12 protein-coding genes are annotated in these 15,856 nt (G+C 72.0%); 6 read left to right on the top strand and 6 right to left on the bottom strand.

What is annotated here, in order from left to right:
* On the top strand, positions 1–1,242 hold the full coding sequence (locus ACIBTX_RS17165) for a histidine kinase (protein WP_357133164.1): 1,242 nt from the start codon (positions 1–3) through the stop codon (positions 1,240–1,242).
* Positions 1,239–1,865 (top strand): response regulator transcription factor, encoded by a 627-nt coding sequence (locus ACIBTX_RS17160; RefSeq protein ID WP_357133162.1) that lies wholly within the window; start codon positions 1,239–1,241, stop codon positions 1,863–1,865. The genes ACIBTX_RS17165 and ACIBTX_RS17160 overlap by 4 nt, the downstream gene beginning before the upstream one ends.
* Before the next feature lie 10 nt (positions 1,866–1,875).
* On the opposite strand, the gene ACIBTX_RS17155 is transcribed toward ACIBTX_RS17160, so the two are convergent.
* From ACIBTX_RS17155 to nhaA, 5 genes are all read right to left on the bottom strand, one after another.
* Positions 1,876–3,666 (bottom strand): gamma-glutamyltransferase, encoded by a 1,791-nt coding sequence (locus ACIBTX_RS17155; protein WP_357133160.1) that lies wholly within the window; start codon positions 3,664–3,666, stop codon positions 1,876–1,878.
* Positions 3,667–3,726: 60 nt separating this feature from the next.
* Complete coding sequence (locus tag ACIBTX_RS17150; protein WP_396832708.1) at positions 3,727–7,761, bottom strand: discoidin domain-containing protein; 4,035 nt, start codon at positions 7,759–7,761, stop codon at positions 3,727–3,729.
* Between the two features lie 149 nt (positions 7,762–7,910).
* A complete protein-coding gene (locus ACIBTX_RS17145; RefSeq protein WP_396832707.1) occupies positions 7,911–9,695 on the bottom strand; it encodes an alpha/beta hydrolase in 1,785 nt (594 codons plus the stop codon).
* Positions 9,696–9,807: 112 nt separating this feature from the next.
* A complete protein-coding gene (locus tag ACIBTX_RS17140) occupies positions 9,808–10,794 on the bottom strand; it encodes a LuxR C-terminal-related transcriptional regulator (protein ID WP_396832706.1) in 987 nt (328 codons plus the stop codon).
* A gap of 63 nt (positions 10,795–10,857) precedes the next feature.
* Positions 10,858–12,789 (bottom strand): Na+/H+ antiporter NhaA, encoded by a 1,932-nt coding sequence (gene nhaA, locus ACIBTX_RS17135; protein ID WP_357169361.1) that lies wholly within the window; start codon positions 12,787–12,789, stop codon positions 10,858–10,860.
* Between the two features lie 139 nt (positions 12,790–12,928).
* On the opposite strand from nhaA, the gene ACIBTX_RS17130 reads away from it, so the two are divergent.
* Genes ACIBTX_RS17130 through ACIBTX_RS17115 form a run of 4 tightly spaced genes read left to right on the top strand, consistent with a single transcriptional unit; the run spans position 12,929 to position 15,148 of the window.
* Complete coding sequence (locus ACIBTX_RS17130) at positions 12,929–13,327, top strand: YbaB/EbfC family DNA-binding protein (protein ID WP_396832705.1); 399 nt, start codon at positions 12,929–12,931, stop codon at positions 13,325–13,327.
* Positions 13,314–13,634, top strand: a complete 321-nt coding sequence (locus ACIBTX_RS17125; RefSeq protein WP_357392687.1) for a type VII secretion target — start codon at positions 13,314–13,316, stop codon at positions 13,632–13,634. The genes ACIBTX_RS17130 and ACIBTX_RS17125 overlap by 14 nt, the downstream gene beginning before the upstream one ends.
* Positions 13,631–14,914 (top strand): WXG100 family type VII secretion target, encoded by a 1,284-nt coding sequence (locus tag ACIBTX_RS17120; RefSeq protein WP_396832704.1) that lies wholly within the window; start codon positions 13,631–13,633, stop codon positions 14,912–14,914. The genes ACIBTX_RS17125 and ACIBTX_RS17120 overlap by 4 nt, the downstream gene beginning before the upstream one ends.
* A gap of 3 nt (positions 14,915–14,917) precedes the next feature.
* On the top strand, positions 14,918–15,148 hold the full coding sequence (locus ACIBTX_RS17115) for a hypothetical protein (protein WP_357392685.1): 231 nt from the start codon (positions 14,918–14,920) through the stop codon (positions 15,146–15,148).
* A 185-nt stretch (positions 15,149–15,333) separates the two neighbouring features.
* Here the strand turns inward: ACIBTX_RS17115 and ACIBTX_RS17110 are convergent, their stop codons facing one another.
* Positions 15,334–15,780, bottom strand: coding sequence for a hypothetical protein (locus ACIBTX_RS17110; RefSeq protein WP_396832703.1), 447 nt, complete (start codon positions 15,778–15,780; stop codon positions 15,334–15,336).
* Positions 15,781–15,856: the final 76 nt, after the last annotated feature.

Genomic DNA, 15,856 nt, shown 5'->3' with positions numbered 1-15,856 from the left:
GTGGCGTGGTGGGGGCGGCTGTTCGACGCGCGGGACGCGCGCGGGCGGATGCTGCTGCTCGACCTCAGCGGATTGGGCTACCTGCTCTTCGTGCCCCACTCCGCTTCCGTGCCCTCGCCGACACAGTGGACCCTCGCGGTGGCCGCGTTCGCCGTGGCGGTCGTGGCGTACCGCCGGCCGGTGGTCAACCTGGTGGCGCAGACGGCGTTGCTGGCGGTCGCGATCTGCCTCGTCGACGACGTCACCATCAACCAGGTGGGCGCGAGTTGGGCTCTGCTCGAGGTCACCATGCTCGCGGGTCGCGCCCGCACGATCTGGCTGGCGGCCGGGCTGCTGACCGTGGTCGACCTGACCACCAGCATCGGTGCCCCGCTGCGCCAGGTCGGCTCCGGCGTCGTCGGTCTGGGCCTGGAGGTCGGCGTCCCGGTGCTGCTCGGCCTGGTCATCCGGGCCAACCGGGAGGTGGGCCGGCAGGCGTTGGAGCGGGCGCTCGCCGAGCAGCGACGCCGCGAGTCGGAGGGCCGGGCGGCGCGCGCCGACGAGCGCGCGGCCATCGCCCGCGAGCTGCACGACGTCGTCGCCCACCACGTGGCGTCGATGGTGCTGCGGGTCGGTGTGGCCCGGCACGTCCTGACCGACCTCGATCCGCGGGTGGACGAGGTGTTCGACGACGTGCACGGCACGGGCACCGCGGCGCTGTCGGAGCTGCGCCGGCTGGTCGCGGTGCTGCGCGACCCCGACGGGGTACGCGGCGACGCCGCGCTGACCGCGATCGAGCCCGCGGCGCTCCCCTCGGCGCTCGGCGCCGCCGTCGACCGGGCCCGCCAGAGCGGCATCACCGTGGAGGCCGACGTCGACGCGGCGATCGGCTCACTCGACGCGGTACGGGGTCTGGCGGTGCTGCGGCTGACCCAGGAGGCGTTGACCAATGTGGCCCGCCACGCGGGGACGTCCGCGCGGGCACGCCTGGTGGTGGCGGTCCGCGACGGGGCCGTGCACTGGGAGGTCACCGACGACGGGGGTGGTGTCGACGGCGACCGCACGTCGACGGCGGTGCCGGCCGGCGGCGGTCACGGCGTCACCGGGATGACCGAACGCGTCGAGGTCCTCGGCGGCCGGCTGGAGGCGGGTCCGACCGGTACGGGCTGGCGGGTGCGTACCGTCCTGCCGAACACCCTGCCCACGCCGGCTCCCCGGGCCCGCGCGGCCCCGCCCGGAACACCCACCCGGAGGCCGGCGTGATCCGTGTCCTGCTCGTCGACGACCAGCACCTCATCCGGGCGGGCCTGCGCATGCTGTGCGACGCGCAGACCGACATCGAGGTCGTCGGCGAGGCCGACAACGGCCGCGAGGCGGTCACCCTCGCGGCGCGGCTCGTCCCCGACGTCGTCGTCATGGACCTGCGCATGCCGGGCGTCGACGGGATCACCGCGACCGGGCGCATCCTCGCCGAACGTCCCGCCACCCGGGTGCTGGTGCTGACCACGTTCGGCGACGACGACCACCTTTACCCCGCCCTGAGCGCCGGCGCGTGCGGTTTCCTGCTCAAGGACGCGCCGCCGGCCGAGCTGTTGGACGGCATCCGGCGGGCCGCCGCGGGCGACAGCCCGTTCAGCCCGGAGGTGCTGCACCGCCTCGTCCAACGCGCGGTGCGGGCCCGCGTCACGCCGCCCCGGCAGCATGACGGGCTCACCGCCCGCGAGCAGGACGTGCTGACCCTGGTCGCCGAGGGCCTGTCCAACACCGAGATCGCCGAGCGGCTCCACATCGGCGTGACCACCGTCAAGACCCACATCACGAGCCTCATGACCAAGACCGACAGCCCCAACCGGGTACGCCTCGCGCTGTTCGCGCGCGGCGCCTGACCGGCGTCTCCTACCGGCCGCAGGCGTAGCCCTGCATGCCCCTCGGGTTCGCGCCCGCGGCGAGCACTCCGGTGGCCGGGTCCCGGGACACGGCGCAGAGCCGACCGAGGCTCCACGCGTCGGCGAGCCGCACCTCGTGCCCGTACGCCCGCAGGGCCGTCACCACGGCGGCGTCGAGCCGGTCCTCCACCAGCAGCACGCCGGGCTCGCGGTCGCGGGGGTAGAACGACGACGGCACGCCGAGGCTGTGCCAGGCGGGCGCGTCGATGGCCTGCTGGAGGTGCTGACCGCCGACGAGGTGGCGCAGCAGGAAGGGCAGCTGCCACTGGTCCTGCTGGTCGCCGCCGGGCGTGCCGCACGCCAGGACGGGTTGCCCGTCGCGCAGCACCAGGGTCGGGCTGAGCGTGGTGCGTGGCCGGCGGCCCGGGGCGAGCGACGCGGGCAGTCCCTCCTGAAGCCAGCACATCTGCAACCGGCTGCCCAGCGGGAACCCGAGCTCGGGGATCGTGGGTGAACTCTGCAACCACCCACCGCTCGGCGTCGCGGAGATCATGTTGCCCCACCTGTCGACGACGTCGACGTGGCAGGTGTCGCCCCGGGTGACCCCGTCGGACCGTACCGTCGGCTCGCCCGTGGTGGGGTCCGGCACGTCGGCCCGGTGGGTGACGCCCGACCGCAGGTGGTCCGGCAGACGCGGTTGGGCACCGCCGGGGCTTCCGGGTCGCAGCTCGCTCGACGCGCGGTCCCCGATCAGGGCCGCCCGGTCCCGCGCGTACGCCGGGTCGAGCAGCGCCGGGGCGGGCACGTCGGCGCTGTCGCCGTACCACGCCTCGCGGTCGGCGAACGCGAGCGTCAACGCCTCGGCCTGGGCGTGGATGCCGGCGGCGGTGGCCGTGTCGTACGCGCCGTCGTCGTCGAGCGCGTCGAGCACGGCGAGGGTCTGCAGCAGCACCGGGCCTTGGCCCCAGAAGCCGGTCTTGGCGACCGTCCAGCCCTGCCAGTCGAGGGTGGTCGGCGTCTCCCAGGTCGCCGAGAACGCGGCCAGGTCGTCGCCGGTGACCAGCCCGGCGTGTGCGCGTCCGCTGGAGTCGCGGAACGGCCGTCGGCTGAACGCGTCGATCGCCTCGGCCACGAAGCCCGTGCCCCAGGCTCGGCGGGCCGCCTCGATCTGCGCCTCCCGGTCCCCGCCGGCCGTCTGCCCCGCCTCGACGAGTCGGCGCAGTGTGCACGCGTACACCGGGTTGGCGAACCGCTCCCCCGCGACCGGCGGCCGGCCGCCGCGCAGCCAGAGCTGGGCGGAGGTGGGCCAGTGCTCCTCGAACAGCGATCGCACGGCCGCCACCGTCGCGCCGACCGCGCCCACCAGGGGGTGGCCGGCGGCGGCGTAGCCGATCGCCGGTTCCAGGACGTCGGCGAGGGAGAGCGTGCCATGGTCGCGCAGCAGCAGGAGCCACGCGTCCACCGCGCCGGGCACGGCCGCCGCGAGCGGGCCGGCGCCCGGGACGAGGTCCAGGCCGAGCGACCGGAAGTGGGCGATCGTCGCGCCGGCCGGCGCGGGGCCCTGCCCGCACAGCACCGTCGGACGCGGATCCCGGGCGGTGGCGACGATCGCCGGCACCTCACCGGCCGGGCCGTTGAGGTGGGGTTCGACGACGTGCAGGACGAACCCGGCGGTCACCGCGGCGTCGAACGCGTTGCCGCCGCGTTCGAGGATTCCCATCGCCGACTGGCTGGCGAGCCAGTGCGTCGACGACACCATGCCGAAGGTGCCCTGCAGGGTCGGTCGGGTGGTGAACGACATGACAACACCTCACTGGGGGCCGGGAGGCGGCCCTCGGCGGCCGCCTCCCAGCGGGCAATGTTAGGCCGCGTTGTACGCCTGGGCGGTCACGGTGGCCTTGCGGGGCAGGCCCGGCCGGGCCGGCCAGGAGATCCGCACCTGACGCGTCTCCCCGGGCAGCAGCCAGAGATAGTTGTCGTCGAAGCGGGCCGGAAGGATCCGCTTCCCGTGCTCGTCGCGCACGGCGAGCCGGACCATGGCGGCGACCGTACGGCCCTGGTTGCGGACCGTCGTGGTGACGGTGTTCCGGCCGTCCACGATGCGTGCGGTACTCGTCGACGTCGACAGTCGCGCGCCCGCCAGGGTGGTGAGCGCCCGCATCTGCTCGGCCTTGTCGTAGCGCCAGTAGGTGTTCTCCGCGAGCAGCCGGTCCCGGCCGTCGCGCAGCTCCAATCGGACCAGGTGCAGCCCACCGCCGTCCGCCGACGCCACGGCGAACGCGGGCGTCGTCGACGAGCGCGGCACGTCCACCCGCTGACGCTGCGCGGCGCCCAGCGACCGGCCGTTGAGGTCGTACCGGCGGGCGGTGACCGTCACGCCGGTGAGCGCGGCCGTGGTGTGGTTGACCACCCGCGTCTGCCAGGTGCCCGGGTCGGCCTGGACGTGCACCGGCTCGCACCCCTTGCGGGCACCGAAGTAGGCGCCGTTGACGTCCAGGTCGTAGTCGTACGTCTGCCAGACCGTGCTGTGCCACGCCGGGTGCGACATCCACAGCAGCAGGCCGGTGGCGTCCTGCCACAGGTTGGCGTTCCACGCCTCGAACATGGCCCGGTGGCTCTCGTAGTTGACGAACTGCGCCCGGGCGGCGAACTCGTCGAGCGAGCCGGACGCGCCGAGCCGCGTGTCGATCGCGTCCTGGTACGTGCCGACGCGCTGGTTACCGATGGTCGACCAGTCGTGGTAGTTCCACACCTCGCCGATCGGCCACTCGGGAGCGTCGCCCACCAGGTTGCGCATGCTCTCGGCCACCGACACGACGGGCATGCCGATCTCGGTGTGGAAGCCGAACGAGTCGGCCTCGTAGATCGTCGCGTCGGTGTAGGTGGTCGGGTCGACCCAGCCGTACGGTCCGCGTCCGCTCACGATGCCGCTGGCGGAGTTGGGGATGTACAGAATCTCCGGGTGCTCGGTGGCAACGGCCTGCTTGAGGCCGGCGTCGACGATCGGCGGCGGGTCGCCCTCGTTCGCGCCGCACCAGACGACGATGCTCGGGTGGTGCCGGAACCGCCGGATCGTGTCGGCGGCGATGTCGACGTAGCCGGGCGGGTTTGGCAGGAAGCCGCCGGCCTGCCAGAAGTCGTTCCAGACCAGGATGCCCTGCTCGTCGCAGGCCCGGTACAGCTCCTCCCGGTTGCTGCTGCCCAGCCAGTTACGGATCATGGTGAAGTTCATGTCGCGGTGCATCTCGACCGTGTCGGCCAGCCGGTCCGGCAGCACCCGGCGCAGCAGCTCGTCCCAGCCCCAGTTGCCGCCCCGGACGAACACCGGCACGCCGTTGACGCTGATCTTCAGCTCGGTGATCTTGTTGCTGACCGCCTTGACGTCGGTCCACGACTGCCCGTCGTCGGACACCTGGATGACGAAGTCGCGGGCGTACGCCTGCTCCCAGACGATCGTCACCTGGTCGAAGGCGACCGGAGCACCGAGGTCGACGGCGATCCACTGGTTGTCCTCGAACGCCGACGACCACCGGGTCCGCGGGTTGCCGTCGACGGCCCGGTCCGGCCCGTTGGAGTCGCCGTCGGACGACGACGCGGTCGCCGTCCGGTGCAGCGCCAGGTCGACGTTCGGCTCGGCCTGCCGTTGCACCGACAGCCCCCACATCGAGACGCCCCACGAGGTCACCCGCGCGCCGGTCCGGACGCGCAGGTGCCGGGCGGTCCGGCTGGCGAACGTCTCGACCTGGGTGGCGCGGCTGCCCAGCGGGGTGTCGTTGCTGACCGACGTGACGTCCGTCCACTCCTGCCCGTCGGCGGAGACCTGGACGCGGTAGTCCAGGGCGTACGCCTGCTCCCAGACGATGGTGACCCGGTCGAAGTCGACGGCGGCGCCGAGGTCGACCTGGATCCACTGGTCGTCCTCGGCCTGCGAGGCCCAGCGGGTCGACATGTCACCGTCGACCGCCTTGGCGGGCACGTTGCTGTCGTTCTCCGCCGACGAGGCGGTCGCGTCGCGGCGCAGCGCGAGGTCCGGGCCCGAGCCGTCGGCCACCGACAGCGCGTACATCGAGATGCCCCAGCCGGTGGCGCGCTGGCCCGCCTGGATACGCACGTGCCGGGCGTGCTGCCGGTCGAACGTGACGGTCTGCGTGGCGGCCCCGTCGACGAAGTCCAGCGGCGGCTGGCCGGGTGGGGAGATCACGACCGGCTGGTGCCAGTCGTAGCCGAACTGGCGGACACCGAAGCGCAGCTCACGCCGGTCGCTGACCGCGCGCCCGACGGTGGCGGTGAGCGTCAGGTCGTAGAGGTGCGGCTCGCCGTAGCCGTTTGGCCACCACAGCCGGGGCTGGGCGAGGCGCAGCGCCCGGAAACGCTCGGGCGCGAAGGTGACCGTCGTGGAGGTGTGGGCGGCGATGGTCACCGTCGACTCGACGCGTACCTTGTCGAACTCCGCGCGCACGGTGACGGTGGTCGCGGTGGCCGTGGCGTTGCGCACGGGCACCCGGATGGTCACCTCGGCCGTGCCGGTGTCGGGCAGTTTCGGCAGCGTGGTCTCGACGTGCGGGTCACCGACGACCACGGCGCCCGTGCTGCGCAGCCGCACGTGGTCCCACAGCCCGGTGACGCGGTCCCGGACGGCGGGCATCCAGTCCCAGCCGGACACCGCCAGGTAGGTCGGCGCGTCGAGGTAGTGGTGGGCGGACTGGAGGAAGGTACGGCCGTCGGGGCCCTTGTCTCCGGGGGTGCCGACGTGTGGCATCGGGGTCACCCGGACGGCCAGGACGTGGTCGCGGTGGCCCGCGAGGGCGTCGGTGATGTCGAAGGCGGCCCGAGCGAACGGGTGTTTGACGCTGCCGACCTGCACGCCGTTCACCCAGACGGTGGCCTCGTGGTTGATGCCGTCGAACTCCAGCCAGATCCGGCGGCCGGCGGAGGTGTCCAGGCCGCGCGGCAACCGCAGCGCCCGCCGGTACCACCAGGTGTGCCGCGACAGCGCCTCGGGGATGCGCAGGTTGTTGAAGCCGGCGACCGGGTCGGGCAGGTGGCCCTGCTCGACGAGGGTGCCCAGGACGGTGCCGGGCACGGTGGCCGGCAGCCACGAGCCGACGTCGACACCGGCCCGGGACAACTCGGCCCCGTCGGTGGTGCCCGCGAAGTCGTCCATCGTCAACGACCAGCCGGATTCCAGCGCGACCGTGCCGTTCGGGGCCGCCGTCAGCTCGGGCGGCCGGCCGGTGTTGCCGCCCTCCCAGCTCGTCCAGCCGTCCGCCTTCGGGCGAGGTGCCAGAGCGACGCCGTAGACCTGGAAGCCGTTCAGGCCGACCGGATTGGTGTTCGACCGTTTGGTGACCGTCATCCGGACCCAACGCGCGGTGACCGGCTCTGGGAGCTTGATGGCCTGTACGCCGCCCTGGCCGTCGGTGGTCTCGTACACCGACCGCCAGTCGCGGCCGTCGGTGGAGACCTCGATGCGGTACGCCGTCGCGGCGCTGGAGAGGATCTCGTCGCCGTCGGTGTCGGTGTAGTTGCCGTCGAACGGCCCGTCGGCGAGGGTCGCCTCGAAGACCAGGGTGACGGCCTCGACGCGGCACGGTGCCTGGAGGTCCACCGAGATCCACTGCGGATCGCCGTTTGCGGCCCGCCATCCGCTGCCCCGGACTCCGACCTGGGGCAGGCCGTCCACGGCGAACGCGGCGGGCGTCGGCGCGTAGTCGGTCGAGGAGACCGCCACCGGCCGATATCTGGCCAGGTCAGTGGTGGTCGACGGGCCGCCGGCCGACGGCGCGGCGGCGGCAGCGACCGCGTCCGGCAGGACGGCGGTCACCCCGACCGACGCCAGCAGCGTCGCTCCGGCGGAGAGGAAGGTACGCCGCGAAACGGGCGATGGCTCGGACATTGCGCCTCCAGGGTGGCAACGTTGTCAGAAGGGACGGGGGTATGTGACAACGTTGTCAGATGGTGGCCCGATGTTTCCCGGGAGTCAAGAGGCGGTGTCCTATCCACTGGGGAGCGGGCGTCAGGTCGCCGCCCGCTCCCCGAGGAGCGTCACTCCGGGTACGACGGTCCCGGCTCGGTGCGCAGCATCCGCTTGAGCATCCGGTTGGCGGCCCGCATGTCGTCGGTGATCAGACGGGTCCGCACCGTCCCCTTGCCGGTCAGCTTGCCGCCCACCTCGAACACCGCGTTCTCGCCCGGCAGCGGCACCGCCTGGCAGCCCGTGTACGTCTCGGCGGGCAGCCGACCGTCCAGCAGGTAGGCGTAGACCGGGTCGTCCACGCACGGGGTGTAGTACGGGAAGACGCCGTGGCTGCCCTCGTTGTCGACGCTGATCATCGACGCGCCGGGCAGCTTCTTCGAGGCCGCCAGCGCGCCCTCGTACGCGGTCGCCACGTCGAGCTCGTCCTGGAGCATCAGCACCTTCGGGAACGTCCTGCGGTCGAACTTCGGCATCCGGTTGCTGGTCGGCCAGTACGCGCACGCCGGCGGGTTCTGCAGGTACGGGGCGACCAGCGGCGCGTCCCGGGTGAGGCGTCGGCTGAACGCGTTCCAGTGCGCGATGCTGTCGTTCCACTGCCCGTCCTGGCAGCGGATCACCTCGAAGACGTAGTCGATGTCGTACGTGTACTCGTCCGTGCCCTGGGCCAGCAGGGACCGGTCACCCTGGGTCTTCAGCGTCGCCTGGGCGGCGACGCGGGACTGCTCGATGTACGCCCGGTCGTCGGCCGTGATGCCCGGCGCGGCGAGCAGCTTCGCGGTCGCGGCGCTGAGGATCTGCTCGGGCGTCCAGCCGTTCCACTCCTCGTAGTACTGGATGACGGTGTTCACCGCCGCCGCGGCCGTCGGATAGTTCTGGGTGTCGTAGAGCGCGCCGAGAATGAACCAGCCGAACATGAACGGTCCCATGCCGACGCGGGTGCCGCCGGCCCGCTCGAACATCTCCCGGATCTTCATCGGGTCGCTGCCCCGGCCGTACAGGTCGTCGTGGCGGGCCATGTACGGCAGCAACTGCTCCTGGAACGCCCGGTCCCGGGTGAACGGTTGCAGGTCCCAGGTCTCCTGCAGCGTCGGCGAGCCGACCGCCGCCACCGAGTCGAGCACCATCCGGCCCGTCCGGCTGCCGAACGTCGCCGCGTACCAGGTGCCCAGCCAGGTGCCGTACGAGTAGCCGAGGTAGTTGAGCTTGCGCTCGCCCAGCAGCACCCGGATGAAGTCCATGTCGTACGTGGTCTGCTCGGTGGTGATGTACTTCGTCAGCTCGGTGCTGCGGCACCCGCGCACGTTGGCCTGGGTGATCAGGTCGTTGGTGTTGTCGGTGTCGCGGTAGGTCACCGTGCAGAGCAGCGGGGTGCTCTGCCCCACCCCGCGCGGGTCGAAGCCGATCACGTCGTACCGCTCGGCGAGGGCGGGCGCGGACCGCGCCACGTACGGCGCCAGCGACAGGCCGCTGCCGCCGGGGCCACCCGGGTTGACCAGCAGGATGCCCGCCCGGTCGGGGCCGGACGCGGCGGTGCGACTGATCCGGACCTGGATCGTCTCTCCGTCGCGCGGGTGGTGCCAGTCGCGCGGCACGGTGACCGTCGCGCAGGACAGGCGTAGCTGCGCCTCGTCCTCGGGGCTGACCTCGGTCAGCCCGCACGGCTCCCAGGCGAGCCGCTGGGTGGCCAGGGACGCGGCCAGGGCGGCGGTGTCCGGCTCGGTGGCCGTGGCCGCGTTGGCGGCGGTGCCGGCCGCGCCGCTGGTCAGGGCCGCCGCGACCAGGGTCACGGCGAGCAGGGCGGCCGGCCGGCGCACGCGGCGTGGGTGGCGCGACCCGGTCGTGGGATGGGGCATCGTCCCGTCCTCTCAGACAGCGATTGATCGAACGGACTTCACCCTGGCCCAGGAGTGTTTCGCCGCCGCCGTCCCGCCGTGACGAAGACCGGTCATGGCAGGATCCGGCCAGTTACAACCAGCCGCGGCGGGTGGCCTGCACGCCGAGTTGGAACCGGCTGCGCGCGCCCAGCAACTCCTGGAGGCGGCTGACCCGACGGTGCACCGTACGGTTGCTGACACCCAGGTCACGGGCGATCGCCTCGTCGGTCAGGCCGGCGGTGAGCAGCGCGAGCAGCCGCTGGGTGGCCACCGTCGGCTCGGCGTCCGGTTCGGCGGTGTCGGCGGTGGCGTGGATCGGCGCTCCGAGCCGCCAGAACACCTCGAACAGCTCGGACAGCCCCTCCAACAACCGGGAGCGGTGCACCAGCACCGCGTCGGCCTCGTCACCGCTGGCCCGGGGCAGGACGACCAGAGCACGCTCGGCGTCGGCGAGCATCATCTTCAGGGGCAGCTCGGGAAAGACGCGCGCCTGCTCACCGGCGGCGACCGTGGCGCGCACGGCCGCCAGCATCGCCTCGTCGTGCAGCAGCTCGCCCTCGTACACGCAGCGGTACCGCCGCCCGCGCCGCAGCGCGTCGTACTGCACCTCCTCCGGCACGCGGGTGGTGTCGCGCAGGTACGGCCCGCGTTCCAGACCGCGCACCTCGGCGTGGGCGCCGGCCTGCAACTGGCGGAACAGCTCGCGGACGGCGTCCTTGCCCTCGATGACCTCGACGAACGCGGCGCCCGCTCCGTGCACGGCGGTGTAGAGCCTGGAGAGCGTCTCGGCGGCGGCGCGCGCCCGGGCGGCCTCCATCTCCCGCAGCGCGGCCCAGTTCTCCAGGGCGGTACGCGGTGGCCGGACGTGCAGCACGCCGGCGTCGTCGCGGTGCACGGCGCCGCTGCTCAGCAGGCCGGCGAGCGCGCGCGTGGCCCGTGGCGAGGCGGTGGTCAGGAAGGTCCGCTGCGCCACCGGCGCCACCCGCAGGAGATTTTGGTAGACGTCCACGGCGTCCGCCGTGAGCGGGAGCGATTCCACGTCCAGGGCGGGCGTCACGGCGGGGGGACCGATCCGCATGCCGGCGATCGTAGAGCGCGTCGATGTCGACGGTTCACGCAGGTCGGAGGGCATTTATTGCGATCATTCCGGGGCCGCGTCCCCGCCCTGGCCGGGCTCGCGACGGTACTCGGGTTGCAGCCGTGCGCTCGTGAACGCCGACTTCACCGCCGCCGTGAGCGCGGCGATGTCGTACGCCCCATGGTGGCGCTGGCCGTTGACGAAGAAGGTCGGCGTGCCGGTGACGCCGCTGAGGTCCGCCGACTCGACGTCCTCGGCGATCCGGTCGACGCCCATCCGCTTGACCATGTGCTCCCGGAACTCATCGAGATCCAGGCCGAGCTGCTCGGCGTACCGCAGCAGGTCGGCGGGGTTGAGCGCGTCCTGGTGGGCGAGCAGCAGGTCGTGCATCTCCCAGAACGCGCCCTGGTCGCCCGCCGCCTCGGCGGCCTCGGCGGCGACCTGCGCGTGCGGGTGGACGTCGGTGAGCGGCAGGTGCCGCCAGACGTACCGGACGTTGGCGAAGTCGGCCAGCAGCTCCCGGACCGCCGGCTCGGCCTGCCCGCAGTAGGGGCACTCGAAGTCGCCGTACTCCACCACCGTCACCGGCGCGTCGAGCGACCCGCGCAGGTGGTCGCGCTCCGGGTCCACCGGAAGTTTCAGGTCGACGATGCCCATGGCCATGCCGAGCAGCGCACGGGCGCGGCGGGTCGGCGAGAGCCGGGCGACGATCCGGAACAGCAGCCAGGTGAGGACGGACGCGCCCACCGTCGCGACGAGGATGCCGAGCTTCGCCTCGTCCAGCGCCGGGCCGTGCAGGGCGTGGTTGGCGATCAGGAGCGCCACGGTGAACCCGATACCGGAGACCGTGCCGACCCCCACCACGGCGACCCAGCCGACCGGCGGCCGGAACCGCTCGCCGCTGAGCCGGGTCACCAACCACGAGGTGATCACGATGCCGACCGGCTTACCGACGACGTACGCCGCCACCACGCCGAGCGTCACCGGTGAGGTCACGGCCCGGCCCAGCAGCTCGCCGTCGATGACGATCCCGGCGTTCGCCAGCGCGAACAGCGGCACGATCACGTAGCTCGCCCACGGGTGGTAGAGGCTCTGTAGTCGTTCGTTCGGTGACAGCGCGGCGGTGAGCCCGGCCTGGGCCATCCGGGCGAGCTTGGGGGTGGGCTGCTCCCGGAAGAGGCGGAACTGGTCGCTCGCCCACTGCAGGTCCTTGCGGCCCGGGTCGTACGCGTAGGTCAGCAGCCCCATCAGCAGGCCCACCACGACCGGGTCGACGCCGGACTCCGACACCGCGAGCCAGGCCGCCACCCCGAGCAGCGTGTAGAACCACCCGTGCCGGATCTTCCAGACCCGCAGGAGCAGCACCACGGCGAAGATCAGAGCCGCGACGAGCAGCGCCCTCGGCGAGGAGTGCGACGGGTAGGCGACCGCCAGCACCGCGATCGCCACCAGGTCGTCGACGACCGCGACCGTCAGCAGGAAGGCCCGCAGCCGGTCCGAGAAACGCGGCCCGAAGACGGCCAGCGCGCCGAGCGCGAGGGCCGTGTCCGTGGCCATCACCGCACCCCAGCCCACGGCGGTCGACCGTCCGGCGTTGATCGCCAGGTAGATCCCGATCGGCAGCAGCATGCCGCCGAACCCGGCCAGCATCGGCAACCACAGCCGACGCCGCTCACGCAGCTCACCGATGTCGAACTCGCGGCGCAACTCCAGGCCGGCGACCAGGAAGAAGAACGTCATGAGGCCGCTGTTGACCCAGGTACGCAGGTCGTGCGAGACGGGCCAGTCGCCGAGCCGGACCGACAGGCTGGTGCGCCACACCGACTCGTACGACGACGGGTGCAGGTTGGCCCAGGCCAGGGCCACCACGGCGGCGAGCAGCACCACCCGCGCGCCGCCCGTCTCGGTGCGCAGGAACGCGCGCAGCGGGGCGTTGATCCGCCCCTGCCAGGCCGTCCGGGCGGACCACCCCCGGTGCGCGTTGTCGCTCGTCACGGAGGCAATCTTCCTCGGCCTGACCGACTCCCGGCGCGGATTCGCGATCGTCTCGGGCATGCACGGAACGCGACTGGTTGGTAGCGTACCGGTGATCTCGCTGGCGGTGGCCGGCCGTGGTCCCCTGGGGAGGGTCAGCATGTGGGCGGACGACGCCGCGCTCGACGCGGCGGAGCGCCGGCTCGACGAGTGGGAGTCGTCGCTCGCCGAACGGGCGGAACGGGCCAAGACGCTGTCGACGCGGATGCGGGAGCTGACCGGCACCGCCCACACCCCCGATCGGACGGTCCTGGTCACCGTCGACTCGGCGGGCCTGCTGATCGACCTGCGGCTCGACGAGCGCACCCGGCACCAACCCGCGGCACGCACCGCCGAGCAGATCGTGCACACCACGAGAGCCGCCCGCTCCGACCTGCTGCGGCAGGTCACCGAAGTAACCACGGAGTCCCTCGGCGACAACGCGGGCGCGCGGGCCATCATCGACTCCTACCGCAGTCGGCTGCGCCACGATCCGGGGCCGAACGATGCCCCGCGGTGACGGCATCCAGGTCGACCCCGACGACCTGACCGCCCACGCCGCGCGCCTCGATCGCTGCGCCGGCAGCCTCGACACCGCCCAACAGGCAGGCCAGCACGTCCGGTTGGGCACCGACGCGTACGGGCAGCTCTGCGCACTGATGCCGACACTGCTCGACGGCCTCCAGCGGACCCTGGTCGACGGCATCGGCGTCGCCGCGGGCTCGGTGCGGGACACCGCCGGAAAGCTGCGGACCAGCGCCGACCGCTACCGACACTCCGACGCCCACGCCAAGCACCTGCTCGACGGGGTGCGGCAACGCCCGTGACGTCCAACCCGCTCGTCGCCACCGCAGCGGACACCCCGCCCAGCGCCTGGGCGGGAGTGTGGATCTGCGAGGACATCGAACTCATCGCGCAGGGCATCCGCAGCGGCAGTTGGATCGACGGCAGCCTCGGCGTCGTGAGCGCCGGCCTCGACGCGCTCGCCTTCGTCTCCGACCCGGTCGGCGCCCTGCTCCAGTACGGAATCGCCTGGCTCATCGAACACGTCAAGCCGCTCAGCGAGGCGCTCGACTGGCTCGCCGGCGACCCGGCGCAGATCACCGCACACGCCCAGACCTGGCGCAACGTCGCCACCTCGCTCCGCGACGAGGCAGCCGAGCTGACCCGGGCCGTCCGCGACGACGTCGCCGGCTGGGGCGGCAGCGCCGGCCCCGCCTACCGCGCCTGGACCGCCGAACAACACCAGGCCATCACCGGCCTCGCCCAGGGCGCCGACACCATGGCCGCCATCACCGAAGGCGCCGCCGGCCTCGTGGCCGCCGTCCGGCTCCTGGTCCGCGACGCGATCGCCACCTGCGTCTCCCGCCTCATCACGTACGCGGGCGAACTCGTCTTCACCGGCGGACTCGCCACACCGCTGGTGGTGGAACAGGTGACCACGCTGGTCGCGTCGTGGGGGGCGCGGATCGCGCGGATGCTTCGTGCACTGCTGGCCAGCCTGCGACGGCTGATCCCGGAGGTGCGCCGACTCGGCGACCTCATCGACAAGCTCAAGCAGGCGCTGGGACGACTGCGCGATTCGCCAACTGCGCGGCCGGGGAACGCGGGAGAGGGGGCATCTGGCTTTCATGGCGGCCATACCACTCGGCCTCGTGATCTGGCGGACTATGGTCGGCAGGATCGTTGGGCAGAAGAGGCATACGACGCCATCCGTAGGCAGGATGATGCTGACCTCGTAGCTCGCCAGGTCGCGGATGCCCCCCGCCTTGACGGTTCCCAAGGGTTTTCACGCGAGGAGATAGAACAGATCCGTCGACACATCTTCGTTGACGAGCACCCGATGGACGACTACGCAGGCGGGATCATCCATCAACGATATGATCCGAGCCCGCCCATGGCTGAGGCATGGTTACGCTTGCGACGAGGCGGCGCGTTACCCGAGGATTACGCCCTACTGGAGCACGAACTGGCGGAGCTGCGGTACTACCGGGCACATCCGCAGGCGGCATACCGCGAAGCACATCTTGCCGCCAACCAGGTGTCCAACTGGGAGTCGTCCATACCCAGGCCGACCTACGAGGACTACGCGGACATGGGAGGCTAGGGCATGGGAATGATGGTGACCGCCCGACGTGTCGAAGCGACTGCCGGCGAGGTCCGATACGAGTTCGGCTTGGATGACAGGTTCGACCGAATTCTGACGATCGATCCAAGCACCCTCGACGCCCGTGTCGAAGATGGCGATTTCAACTCGGCCGCCGGCGCGATCACGGCAAAGATCGTGAAGGCCTGGCGGTCCAGCGGCGAATTCCCGACGCGGATGCTGTTCGCAAGCTGACCCCGTCGGCGTGCGCAAGCGGCGGGTGAGTGTCGCTTCAAGCGAGGTCGGCGGGCACCAGGAGTCGCTGGAACGTCCGCCAGAGCGAGCGGGTACCCGGGCTATGTTCACCAGGTCCGACAAGCTCGCCGTCCGACACCGGGCCACACTCTCGTCGTGGCCAACAACGGATGACTTGAAGAGGCCTACATCTCCTCGGTGATGCTGCCATCCGGGTCTATCCGACCGAAGAACACGCGTCGCTCTGTTGGCGGCTTGGCCCTTTCGGCTTCGTACCAGGGCACTATTCGAGCCCATGCCTGAGTCTGCTGCTCGACCTGCGCCTGCAGCCAGTCGGTGAAGCGTGGGTAGCTGATGACCGGCACGCCAACCGTCGTGCCTTCGCAGTAGGACCAGACCTCGGGATCCGGGCCCGCACCCCGGAGGAAGTCGAACTGATAGCCCTGATGCATCAGGATCACTCGATCCTCTGCCGTCCACACGAACGGGACCCGGTTTTCCTCCAACAGCTCGCGAGCGGCTCGACCCAGACCCAGCGCAGAAGGGTAGAACACGTCACTGCCCTGCAAGAAGTGCCCGGCACTGCGCCCCACCAACTCCAGGAACCGCCGGTAGCTCTGGACGAGCGGCACCGCCTATCGGTCTCGATCTCATCGATCTCGGACTGCGTCAAACCCTGCAACTGCTCACGGGAGGCCGTGACCCCGT

The organism is Micromonospora sp. NPDC049359, from assembly GCF_044466585.1.
Lineage (GTDB): Bacteria > Actinomycetota > Actinomycetes > Mycobacteriales > Micromonosporaceae > Micromonospora.
This window is presented reverse-complemented; position numbering and strand designations above follow the sequence as displayed.